Source organism: Burkholderia sp. LMG 13014 (assembly GCF_905232215.1).
In the GTDB taxonomy this organism is placed as follows: domain Bacteria; phylum Pseudomonadota; class Gammaproteobacteria; order Burkholderiales; family Burkholderiaceae; genus Burkholderia.
Window position 1 is genome coordinate 1 of record NZ_CAJNKE010000174.1, and the last position, 10869, is coordinate 10869.

Genomic DNA, 10869 nt, shown 5'->3' on the forward strand with positions numbered 1-10869 from the left:
CAGCGCCATGCGCCGCATTTCGCGCAAGGCGTGCTCGTGCCGGCCTATGCGACGGGGCTATGCGCGGAACAGATGGCGATGCGCGTGCTCGCGCGCCACTGCGAGACGATCGGCGATGCGCATCCGCTGTATCCGCTGCTCTCGCGCGTGCTCGCCGACGAGACGCGCCACGTCAGGCTCTGCGCGGATACGCTGAGGCGTCTCGTTGCACCGTCCGAGGCCGCGCATCTCGCCATGTTGCTGAACGAGATCCGCGCGATCGAAGCCGGTTTCGGCGTGACGGGCGCGCTGGCGATGGTCGCGGCCGGCTGGATCCAGTCGCTTCGTCCGCGCGCATGATGCCGCGGATCGTCTACCTGGCGACGGCCGACGCGCGAGGTCACCTGATGCGCGCGCAACTGCTCGTGCATGCGTTGCGCGCGGCCGGCGCAGCGGTCGACGTGCTGACGACGTCCGATGCGGGGCAGGCCTTCCTGGCTGCGTTCGGCGTCGACTCGGCGGTGCTGTCCCGTCACTACGCGGTGCAGTTCGACGAACGGCAGAACATGCTGCGCGATGCGACCGATCGCAATGTCGCGCACTACGTGTTCAGGCCGACGCGCATGCTGCGCGACATCGCGCGGCTGCGTGCAATCGTCCGCGATGCCGATCTCGTCATCAATGACTCGTTTCATCCGGCGCTGCTGTTCATGGGCGCGATGCCGGGCTGGCGGCGCCGCGTCGTCCACGTGTACGGCGGCAGCCTGCGTCGTGCGTTGACCGCGAATTTCGATGTGCGGCTGCCGCGCGTGCTGGCGCGCGCGTTCGCACGGATCGTCGACTGGCAGATCGATTCGGCGCGGTGCTGCATCGAGCACGATTTTGCGTATGACGCCGCCGACGATGCGCAGCAATCGCATCTCCATTGCCGGCTGCCCACGCCGGTGCCGGTCGTCGCTGAGCGTCCGGCTTCGGAACCGGCTGCCGCAGCCGTCTATCTGAATCCGCATTTCCGCGACATCGCGCTCGCCGACGCGTTGTCGGCCGGCATGCGCGACGCGGGGCTTGCTTCACACCGCGTGGGCGAGGGCTATGCCGGGCACGACGGCTGGACCGGCGTCGATGCCGACTGGGCGACGCGCGCTGCCCATGCACCGTTGATCGTGTCGGCACCCGGCATGGCCGCGTTGTCGATTGCGCGCGTGTATCGCCGCCCGATCCTGCTCGTGCAGTCCGATCAGCCCGAGCAGGCGAGCAACGCCGCGCGCGCCGCACGGCTGCACCTCGTGCACCGCGTCGTCACGTGGCGCGGCGATGCGGTCGCGTTCCGGCGGGAAGTCGGGCAGGCCGCCGCCGAACTGATGCGCCATCCCGGCACGCAGGCAGGAACGATCGCCGGCCGCGAGCATGCGCGAGCGCGCGTGGAAGCGTGGACATCGCGCCTCCTTGCACTGCGTCCGCGTGCGCAGGTGGCCGATGCGGATACGCGATGCGAGGCGTCGGCGCCACGATGAATTCACTGTCGTTTCTTGACGATCGCCGGCCCGATATCCGGCAGATGCTGGCCGCGACGTTCGGTATGGCAGCCGGCCTCGCGATCTTCTTTCTGCTGGAGCGCAGCGTCACGCCGCGCTACGTATTTGCCACGGCGATCGATGCGCGGATTCCGTTCATCGCATGGTCGTGGTTCGTCTATGTCGGCTTCTTTCCGTTCGTGATTGCGCTTGCCGCGTATGCGCGGCCGCCCGCATTCGCCGCGTTCAAGGAGGCCGTGATGATCGCGTTCGTGCTCGGTGTCGTGTGCTTCCTGCTGTTTCCGGAAAGCGTGCCGCGGCCCGACGTCGCGGAGATCGGCAACGCGTTCGTGCGCCACCGTCTCGCGCGCATGTGGCAGCTCGATCTCGCGGCCAACGGCTTTCCGAGCCTGCATGTCGCGGTGACGTGTCTTGCCTGCCGGATGCTGGCGGACCGGCGGCGGAACGTGACGGTGGCGATCGGTTTGCTGATCTGCACGTCGACGCTGACGCTCAAGCAGCATACGGTTGCCGATGTGCTGGGCGGCGTGGCACTCGCGGTGACCAGTGCGCTGTGGGTCGAACGGCGTTCGCTGCGCGGGAGGCTCGCGTGACGGATACCCGCGTTCACCCTGCCGGGCCGAAGGCCGAGCTTGTGCGGTTCGTGCCCGATCCCGCGCTGTATCGTGTGAGCGCGTTGCGCGTCGGCGCGGCGCTGGCAGGCGACTGGCTGATGATTGCCGCTGCGTTCGCGGTGGCGATCGCGTTGCCGCATCCGCTCGTGTACGCGTTGGCCGCGATCGTGATCGCGCGCAGCCAGCTTGCGCTGGCGGTCATGATGCACGAAGGCGCGCACGGGTTGCTGGCGCGGAACCGGCGCGCCAACGATGCGCTGGGCCAACTGTTCGCGGCCGGCCCGCTGTGGCTGTCGCTGCGCACGTATCGTGCCGGCCATCTGAAGCACCATCGCGCACCGATGCAGTCGGACGATCCGGTCGCGCTGCTCTTTGGGGTACGCGACTATCCGCTATCACGCGGACGGCTGATCGGCCGCCTGCTCGCGTACGCGTGCGGGATCGGCTACGTGACGAGTGTCGTGAAGCTCGCGCGCGGCGAGTTTGCGCATGCGTTGCCGAAGGTCGCGAAGTCGCGTGCGTATGCCGCGTGGGAAGTCGCGTCGATGCTGGCCGGCAACGGCGCGCTGTTCGGTGCGCTCGCATTGGCCGGACATCCGCTGCTGTACGTCACGCTGTGGATCGTGCCATCCGTCACGCTGCTGCCGCTCGCCGGACAGGTGCGCGCGATCTTCGAGCACGCGGGACTGCCCGCATGTGCCGATCAGAGCCGCAACGCGCGCACGATCGTCCGGCGTTCATGGCAGACGTTTCTGTTCGGCCCGCACGCGATTCATTTTCATATCGAACATCACCTGTTCACGCGGATGCCGTTCCATAACCTGCCGGTCGTGCATCGGCAGCTCGCGCAGCGGCAGTTGCTGCCTGATGGCAATCTGTACGCGGGATATGGTGCGGTGCTGCGCGACGTGAGTGTGCGCTGATACGCGGGGGAGGGGGCATTGCTTGCCCCGTGCGGTGCGGGAGTCATGAGCGGATCGAGACCGGGAAACAGGATGGCCGACGAGACCAGCAGGTTCAATTACGTGGCGCTGGTGATCGGCGCGATCCTGGCGATGTGCAGCGCGGCATCGATCGACGAACGTTTCGCTTTCATCGGGTCGTCCGTTGCCGTGCAGGGAACGGTTGTCCGGTTGACCCACGGCGAGCATCACCCGCTGATCGCGTTCGTGACGAACAGCGGCGAGCACGTATCGTTTCCGGGGAGCTTCGTGACGGTGGAGGTCGGTGATACGGTTCCCGTTCGCTATGTCCCGGCCAGGCCGCGAGCCAGTGCAGAGGTCGATACGTTCACGAACACCTGGCTCGAGTCGATCATCTTGATCGCTTTCACGATCGCATTTCTTTACGCAGGATTGACGGGGCAATCGCTTCGACCGGGATCGGGCGCCGGGCGCGACTGAGTGCGTCGTGGGCGTTATCGGGATTGCGCGCTCGACACGGCAAGCGACAGACGCAAAAAAGCCTCCGCATGGGAGGCTTTAATTTGCACTATCAAAGATAGTTGGTAGGGTGGGAGGGACTCGAACCCTCGACTCTCTGATTAAAAGTCAGATACTCTAACCAACTGAGTTACCACCCCACGTTCTTGAAACCTGTTGGCTCGTTGCCTCAACAACTTCTGCAGCGACCCAAAGAGCAAAAGATTATAGCGACGGAATGCTGAGCTGTCAACAACCCGCCGCGATAATTATTTGATCGTCTCAAGCTTGCCCTGCGCCGTCTGCGCAGCGTTCGACCCGGCGTACTGCGAGACGACCTGCTCGAACGTCTTCTTCGCGGCCGCCTTCTGCCCTTGCTCCAACTGGTTCGTGCCGATTGCCACGAGGGCGTCGGCTGCGCGCGGATGCTGCGGGAACTTGCTGACGATCCCTTGCCACGTTGCGGTCGAACCGCGGTAGTCGCGCAGCGCGTATTGCGCATTGCCGTACCAATACTGAGCGGTCGGCTGGTAGGGGCTCTGCGGATACTTCGCGATGAACGCGCGGAACGAAGCCGCCGCCGCCTTGAAGTTGCCGTTGCGGAACTGCTGCTGCGCCGCACTGAGCGCATCCGTTTCACCCGGCTGCACGGTGCCTTCGACACCATCGATCGTCGCCTGCTGCGGCTCGAACTTCTTGAGCCGCGTGTCGAGATCCTGGTAGTACTCCTTCTGCTGCCGCTCGAGCGTCGTCAGCCGGTTCGTCAGATCCTCGTTCTCGCCGCGCAGCGTCGCGACCTGCTGGTTCAGCTGGTCGAGACGGCCGGATTGATCGAGGATCGTACGCTGGGCGGCCGACAGCTGGCTCGCCAGGTTGTCGGTCTTGCTGCGCAGATCGAGCACGGCGCGGCGCGCTTCGTTGTCGTCGAACACGCCGGCGTGCGCCGGCGCGGCCGACCACGCCGCGCCGGCGACGCAGAATGCTGCGGCAACGCGCAGCAGGGATACACGGTGCGTCATACGGCGATTCTTCCGTTACTTACTGTTGGTAGACGAGGTCGGCGCGACGGTTCTGCGCCCACGACGATTCGTCGTGACCCGATGCCTGCGGCTTTTCCTTGCCGAGGCTCACGGCTTCCATCTGCGAATCGTTCACGCCGAGCAGTGCCATCGCACGGCGGACGGCTTCCGCACGCTTCTGGCCCAGCGCGAGGTTGTACTCGCTCGTGCCGCGTTCGTCGGTGTTGCCCTGGATCAGCACGTGGCGCTGCGGGTGGCTCTTCAGGTACTGAGCGTGCTGCTGCATCAGCGGCTGGTACTCGTCCTTCACCGAATAGCTGTCGAAATCGAAGTAGATGCTGCGCTTCGCGAGCGGGCTGTTCGGGTCGTTCAGCGGATCGACGTTCACTTGCGCGACGTTGTCGGCGCTCGGCTGCGTGCTGACCGCGCCCGCGTTGTTTGCCTTGTCGTCGAGCTTCACGCCCGACTTGCACGCTGCGAGCGCGCTGATCATCATCACGGCCAGGGCCAGACGAGCTTTATTCGACATCATGGTTACTCTCCTTGTGGTCATTGCATGAAGGGCCCCCACGACGGCTCACGAACGGAGCCGCCCTGGACGGACAGGATTTGCGGCGGCGCGCTGCCGTCGGAGGGCACTGCTGCCAGAACATTGCGACCACCCGACTGGGTAGCGTACAGAAGGTACTGGCCGTTTGCCGCGAAGCTCGGCGATTCGTCGCGATTCGTATTCGTGATGGCGTTCGCCGCGCCGGACTGCAGATCCTGAACGTACAGCTTGAAGCCCCCACCCGTGCGGGAGATGTAAGCGAGCAGCTTGCCGTCCGGGCTGATACGCGGACTCGTGTTGTAGCTGCCCGTGAAGGTCACGCGCTGCGCGGCACCGGCGCTTTCACCCTGTGCGGGCATCCGGTAGATCTGCGGCGCACCGCCGCGATCGCTCGTGAAGTAGATCCAGCGACCGTCCGGCGAGTAGAACGGCTCGGTGTCGATCGAGCTGCTCTGCGTGAGGCGGCGCAGGCCGCCGCCCGTCGAGTTGACCGTATAGATTTGCGTATTGCCCGTCAGCGACAGCGCGACGGCGAGCGTGTTGCTGTCCGGCGACCAGGCCGGTGCGCTGTTGTTGCCCTTCTGGTCGGAGACGATGTAGCGGCGGCCGGTCGGCAGGTCGTGGATGTAGACGATCGGCTTCTTGCGCTCGAACGACACGTACGCGACCTTCGTGCCGCTCGGCGACCACGACGGCGAGATGATCGGCTCGGTGCTCGACAGCGCGATGCGCGCGTTCTGGCCGTCCGAATCCGAGATCTGCAACTGGTAGCGGTTACCGGTCTTGATCACGTACGACAGGCGCGTGGCGAACACGCCGCGCACGCCGAGCAGCTTCTGGTAGATGTAGTCGGCGATCTTGTGGCCGGCCGTGCGCAGCGTGGTATCGGTGGCCGTCAGCGACAGGCCGCCGAGGCTTTGCTGCTTCACGGTGTCGTACAGGATGAAGTTGACCTTGTACTGGCCGTTTGCCTCGCGGTTCACGCTGCCGGCGACGAACGCATTGGCGCCCTTGGCCTTCCATGCGCCGAGATCGACCGAGGCGCTCTCCGGCACCGGCGTGCTGCCTGCGTCGATGTTGGTGAATTTGCCGCTGCGGGCGAGGTCGGCGCGGACGATCGACGTAACCTGCTGCGGCAGGTTCGCCTCGTTCGTGAAATTCGCGGTGGCGATGGGGAACTGGGTCGACCCGACACCGGTGATCAGCACGTTGACCTGGGCGTTAGCGGCGCTGCCCGCCGTAATCAGACACGAGGCCACGAGTGCCCTGAAACCTAGCTTTGTCATCAAACTCATGCTTCTTGCTTCCCGTATGACTTGGATCGCTGCGCAACGGCAGAGACAGTAAAAATACCCGATTCGTTCCCGTCCGACAGCGACGCCCGGAGTGTAAGCGCATTTCCTTTCACTCCGCCGCCTTGAAGGTAATCGTAATGTCCGACGGGGTACGACCGTTAGAATCGGGCGGCAACGGGACCGATGCGTGGATCGCATTGACCACGGCTTGATCCCACCCCGAATTCCCGCTGGAGCGGGAAACCGATGCGCTCAATACGTCACCGGACGGCGTGCACCGAATCTTGACGACGGTGGTCAGGCCTGCTCGCTCGCCGCCCCAAACGATGTTCGGTTTGACGCGGCGGCGCACCTTGTCGGCATAGCCGGGCGTCGCGGCATTGCCGCCGGAGCCCGTGCCGGTGCCACTTTTCGCGAGGCCCTCGCCGCCGCCTTCACCGGCGCCGGACAGGCCCTGCATCTGTGCCAGGCGTGCGCTGCGCTCGCGGTCGAGCTTCGCGTTCGCTGCCGCGCTGGCCTTCGCGCGTGCCGTGGCTTCGGCCTTCGCCTTGGCCTGGGCTTCCGCCTTTGCCTTCGCGGCCGCGTCGGCCTTCGCCTTCGCCGCCTGCTGCGCTTCGAGTTGCGCCTGCTTCTGCTGCTGAAGTTTCTGCTGTTCGAGTTTCTGCTGTTCGGCGAGCTGCTGTTGCTTGAGCTTGTCGGCCTGCTTCTGCTTGTCGCGCTCCGCGGCCTTCTGCGCGGCGAGTGCGGCTGCCTGCTGCGCCGCGAGCTGCGCGCGCCGGGTTTCCTCTTCCTGCTGGGCCTTCAGTTGCTGCGCGCGGCGCTGCTGCTCGAGCAGCGCTTCACGCGCGGCCGCTTCCTGCTGCCGCTTCTTCTGCTGCAGCGCGATGTCGGCCTGCTCGTCGCGCACCGGGGGAGGGGGCGGCGCGACCTTCACGGGCGGTGCGGGTGTGACAACGGGCCGCGGCGCGGGGACATCGGGCACCTCGGTCCACAGTTCGGCCTCGGCACCGGCTGGCGTGCTGTTCTGCCACTGCACGCCGTGATACAGGAACAGCGCGAGCAGCACGTGCATCAGCGCGGCGAGCGCGAAGGCGCGCCAGGTGCCGCGCTCGCGGGGAGGCCGAGGCGGGTAGGCGGAGCTGCGCGTGGATTGCTGCCGGTTCATTGCGATTTGACGAGGAGGCCGACGCGCTTGACGCCACGCGCCTTCAGATCGGACATCACGGTCATGACTGCATCGTACTGCACGGTCTTGTCAGCCGCGATCACGACCGGCTGGTCGGGATGATCGGCCTGCCGGGCGGCGATGAAGCTGTCGAGCTCGGCCTTCGTCATCGTGTCTTCCTGGGTCGCGCCCGAGTCGCCCTTGTACTTGACGCTCATCGTGCGATCGGCCTTGATGTTGACGACGACGGGCGGCGTCTGCTCCTGCGGCGCGGCGTTGCCGACGGTCGGCAGATTGATGATCGACGGGGCGACGAGCGGTGCGGTGACCATGAAGATCACGAGCAGCACCAGCATCACGTCGATGTACGGCACGACGTTGATGTCGGCCATTGCGCGGCGCGAGCGGCCGCCGCGCATGCTGGATCGGATGGGACTTCCTGCCATGGCGCGCTCCTTACTGGGCCTGACGCTGCAGGATGTTCGAGAACTCTTCGATGAAGGTCTCGAAGCGGATTGCGAGGCGGTCGATGTCGTGTGCGTAGCGGTTGTACGCGACCACCGCCGGAATCGCGGCGAACAGGCCGATCGCGGTGGCGACGAGCGCCTCGGCGATGCCCGGCGCGACGTTCGCGAGTGTGGCTTGCTGCACGTTCGCGAGGCCGCGGAACGAGTTCATGATCCCCCAGACCGTGCCGAACAGACCGATGTACGGGCTGACCGAGCCGACCGACGCGAGGAACGCGAGGTTCGCTTCGAGCACGTCCATTTCACGCTGGAACGACGCGCGCATCGCGCGGCGTGCGCCGTCGAGCACGAGGCCCGGATCGCTGATGCGCTTTTCCTTCGCCTTCAGGAACTCGCGCATGCCCGATTCGAAGATCCGCTCGAGCGCGCCGATCGTGTGGCGGTTGTTGGCCGCGCTCTGGTACAGCGCCTGCAGGTCGCCGCCCGACCAGAAATCCTTCTCGAAGCGTTCGGTCTGCGCGCGCGCGCGGCGGATCGCAAACCACTTGCGGAAGATGAAGGTCCACGACATCAGCGACAGCAGCAGCAGCAGCCCCATCACGGCCTGGGCCAGCACGCTCGCGTTGAGGACGAGGGAAATGATCGACAGGTCTTGAGAAGTGTTCATAGAGGTTTGAGTAACGTCCCTTCGGGGCGCCCGGTATGCGTGCGGCGCGGCGCGCCGGCCATGCCTGGCGCCGAACCTTGCTTAGTATCGAATCAGAAAGGCAAGTTCATAGGCTTTGTCTAAACGGCGCTCATGCGAGCTTCGTTGACAGTGCAGTCTGCCCGTCGTTGATGACGGGCCCGCGCTGCAGCGCGTCGAGCACGGCCGGCGGGATGGCCGCGGGCCGGATGCCGGTACGGTCGACGCAGCCGAGACGGATGTGTCCGGCCACGAGCAGCGTGTTTCCGCACCAGGCTTCCTGCGCGAAGTCCACCGATGCGCGGCCGATGCGTCCGGGCCGGCTCGTGATCGCCAGGGTGTCGTCGAGTCGCGCCGGCGCGCGGTAGTCGAGCGACGTGCTGCGGACCACGAAGATCGCGTCGGTATCGTCGGCGAGCTGACGCTGGTCGATGCCGCATGCGCGCAGCCACTCGGTGCGGGCGCGTTCGAAGAACTTCAGGTAGTTGGCATAGAAGACGATGCCGCCTGCGTCGGTATCCTCGTAGTACACGCGCACCGGCCAGATGAAGCCGGAGGGCGCTTCCGGGGAGCGGGTAGGCTGGGTCATGGCGCGCATTCTACCGGAAGGCAAGAGCCTGATTCGTAACCGATTCGTAACGGAATGTAGTATGCCGTAGCACACTGCGGGCCGGCCCGGAAGGGGCCGGGCCCGCGTGGCTTCAGCCGCGGTGGACGGTCGGGCCGCCGGGTGCTTGCGCGATCGGCATCAGCTCGATCGTGTTGACGTTGACGTGCGCCGGGCGCGTCGCGATCCAGTAGATCGTGTCGGCGATGTCCTCGGGCATCAGCGGCTGGACATTGTTGTAGACGTTTGCCGCTTTTGCGTCGTCGCCGCGGTAGCGGATGTTCGAGAACTCGGTGCCGCCGCACAGGCCCGGCTCGATGTCGGTGACGCGCAACGGCGTGCCGAGCAGGTCGGCGCGCAGGTTCAGGCTGAATTGTCTGACGAAAGCCTTGGTCGCGCCGTAGACGTTACCGCCCGCATAAGGGTACGAACCCGCGACCGAGCCGAGATTGAAGATGTGGCCGCGACCGCGATCGATCATGCCGGGCAGCAGCGCGTGCGTGACCGTGACGAGGCCCGTGCAGTTCGTATCGATCATCGTGTGCCATTCGTCGAGGCTGGCTTTTTGGGCCGGCTCGACGCCGAGCGCGAGGCCGGCGTTGTTGACGAGGACGTCGAGTGCCGCGAATTCGGCGGGAAGGGCGGCCGGCGCGGCCTCGACGGCCGCGCGATCGCGTACGTCGAGCTCGAGCGGCAGCAGGGAATCGCCGAGTTCGGCGGCGAGCGCATCGAGACGATCCTTGCGGCGCGCGGTCGCGACGACGCGGTGGCCTCCCTTGACGAAGGCACGGGCGATGGCGGCGCCGAAGCCGGCGGACGCGCCTGTGACGAACACGATCATTGCTGCTCCTGGTCGATGACAAAATAGCGGGTGGATTCCCGCAAGCCTACTGAGATTGCCGCACCGCGGCAAGGCGGCAAAGCGTTCCGGCACGGGCGCGTAGAGTCTGGCCCCAATTGCTTCCGGCGCACCGCCGTGCGGTTGCCTATTCATGACGCATCCAATACACTAACGCGCTCATCACCCCCGCGTGACTGGCGATAGAACCCTTCGGGTTCAAGGTGGAGCATCCCACCGTGAAGCGCGGGGCGCCGTTTTTGCCGTTCGCCTGGGCAGCCGTTGTGCGCCGTCGCGTGCATCGCCGGTGGCTGTCCTGCCTCGCGTCATACGGATTCTTCCGCCACGTCGAGCTGGTCCCGCCAGCAGCACACCGTACTCGGCCGCTCCGGTCCACCTGTACACACTTAACGGAAACCGTATGTTTGACAGAGCCCAAAGCACCATCGCGAACGTCGATCCCGAAATCTTTGCCGCGATCGAGCAGGAAAACCGTCGCCAGGAAGATCACATCGAGCTGATCGCGTCGGAAAACTACACGAGCCCGGCCGTGATGGCTGCGCAGGGTTCGCAACTCACGAACAAGTACGCGGAAGGGTATCCGGGCAAGCGCTACTACGGCGGCTGCGAATACGTCGATGTGGTCGAGCAGCTGGCGATCGACCGCGTGAAGCAGCTGTTCGGTGCAGAAGCG

General features: G+C 65.7%; 12 protein-coding genes, 1 tRNA gene, 2 pseudogenes and 1 riboswitch. Of the genes and pseudogenes, 6 read left to right on the forward strand and 9 right to left on the reverse strand.

Features of this window, described 5'->3' with window-relative positions; genetic code table 11:
* From JYJ84_RS18230 to JYJ84_RS18250, 5 genes and pseudogenes are all read left to right on the forward strand, one after another.
* Positions 1-339, forward strand: a pseudogene (locus JYJ84_RS18230) (hypothetical protein); the annotation flags it as partial.
* A complete protein-coding gene (locus JYJ84_RS18235) occupies positions 336-1493 on the forward strand; it encodes a hypothetical protein (RefSeq protein ID WP_175222326.1) in 1158 nt (385 codons plus the stop codon). The pseudogene JYJ84_RS18230 and the gene JYJ84_RS18235, both read left to right, overlap by 4 nt.
* Positions 1490-2107 (forward strand): phosphatase PAP2 family protein, encoded by a 618-nt coding sequence (locus JYJ84_RS18240; protein WP_175222325.1) that lies wholly within the window; start codon positions 1490-1492, stop codon positions 2105-2107. Before JYJ84_RS18235 ends, JYJ84_RS18240 begins: the two co-directional genes overlap by 4 nt.
* Positions 2104-3051 carry a fatty acid desaturase family protein gene (locus JYJ84_RS18245; RefSeq protein ID WP_175222324.1) on the forward strand — a complete coding sequence of 316 codons (948 nt, stop codon included), beginning with the start codon at positions 2104-2106 and terminating at the stop codon, positions 3049-3051. The genes JYJ84_RS18240 and JYJ84_RS18245 overlap by 4 nt, the downstream gene beginning before the upstream one ends.
* A 72-nt stretch (positions 3052-3123) precedes the next feature.
* On the forward strand, positions 3124-3531 hold the full coding sequence (locus tag JYJ84_RS18250; RefSeq protein ID WP_175222323.1) for a DUF3592 domain-containing protein: 408 nt from the start codon (positions 3124-3126) through the stop codon (positions 3529-3531).
* A gap of 102 nt (positions 3532-3633) precedes the next feature.
* On the opposite strand, the gene JYJ84_RS18255 is transcribed toward JYJ84_RS18250, so the two are convergent.
* The 9 genes from JYJ84_RS18255 to JYJ84_RS18295 all read right to left on the reverse strand — a co-directional run bounded on the left by JYJ84_RS18255 (position 3634) and on the right by JYJ84_RS18295 (position 10178).
* Positions 3634-3710 (reverse strand) — tRNA-Lys (locus JYJ84_RS18255).
* Positions 3711-3818: 108 nt separating this feature from the next.
* Entirely contained in the window at positions 3819-4568 is a 750-nt protein-coding gene (gene ybgF / locus JYJ84_RS18260; protein WP_011351071.1) for a tol-pal system protein YbgF, read from the reverse strand.
* Positions 4569-4587: 19 nt separating this feature from the next.
* Positions 4588-5100 (reverse strand): peptidoglycan-associated lipoprotein Pal, encoded by a 513-nt coding sequence (gene pal / locus JYJ84_RS18265; protein WP_122944576.1) that lies wholly within the window; start codon positions 5098-5100, stop codon positions 4588-4590.
* Between the two features lie 17 nt (positions 5101-5117).
* Positions 5118-6413 (reverse strand): Tol-Pal system beta propeller repeat protein TolB, encoded by a 1296-nt coding sequence (gene tolB / locus JYJ84_RS18270; RefSeq protein WP_122944577.1) that lies wholly within the window; start codon positions 6411-6413, stop codon positions 5118-5120.
* Positions 6414-6522: 109 nt separating this feature from the next.
* Positions 6523-7578, reverse strand: coding sequence for a cell envelope integrity protein TolA (gene tolA, locus JYJ84_RS18275; protein WP_122944578.1), 1056 nt, complete (start codon positions 7576-7578; stop codon positions 6523-6525).
* The gene (tolR, locus tag JYJ84_RS18280) at positions 7575-8024 is read right to left on the reverse strand and encodes a protein TolR (protein ID WP_031399575.1); all 450 of its coding nucleotides are present in this window, start codon (positions 8022-8024) and stop codon (positions 7575-7577) included. Before tolR ends, tolA begins: the two co-directional genes overlap by 4 nt.
* 10 nt (positions 8025-8034) lie before the next feature.
* Positions 8035-8712, reverse strand: coding sequence for a protein TolQ (gene tolQ / locus JYJ84_RS18285; RefSeq protein WP_021157170.1), 678 nt, complete (start codon positions 8710-8712; stop codon positions 8035-8037).
* Positions 8713-8842: 130 nt separating this feature from the next.
* Positions 8843-9328, reverse strand: a complete 486-nt coding sequence (ybgC, locus tag JYJ84_RS18290; protein WP_175222382.1) for a tol-pal system-associated acyl-CoA thioesterase — start codon at positions 9326-9328, stop codon at positions 8843-8845.
* 103 nt (positions 9329-9431) lie between these two features.
* Positions 9432-10178 carry an SDR family NAD(P)-dependent oxidoreductase gene (locus JYJ84_RS18295; protein ID WP_175222381.1) on the reverse strand — a complete coding sequence of 249 codons (747 nt, stop codon included), beginning with the start codon at positions 10176-10178 and terminating at the stop codon, positions 9432-9434.
* Positions 10179-10358: 180 nt separating this feature from the next.
* Positions 10359-10459: riboswitch (ZMP/ZTP riboswitch) on the forward strand.
* 137 nt (positions 10460-10596) lie between these two features.
* Between JYJ84_RS18295 and glyA the strand changes: the two are divergent.
* Positions 10597-10869: pseudogene (gene glyA, locus JYJ84_RS18300) on the forward strand (serine hydroxymethyltransferase); the annotation flags it as partial.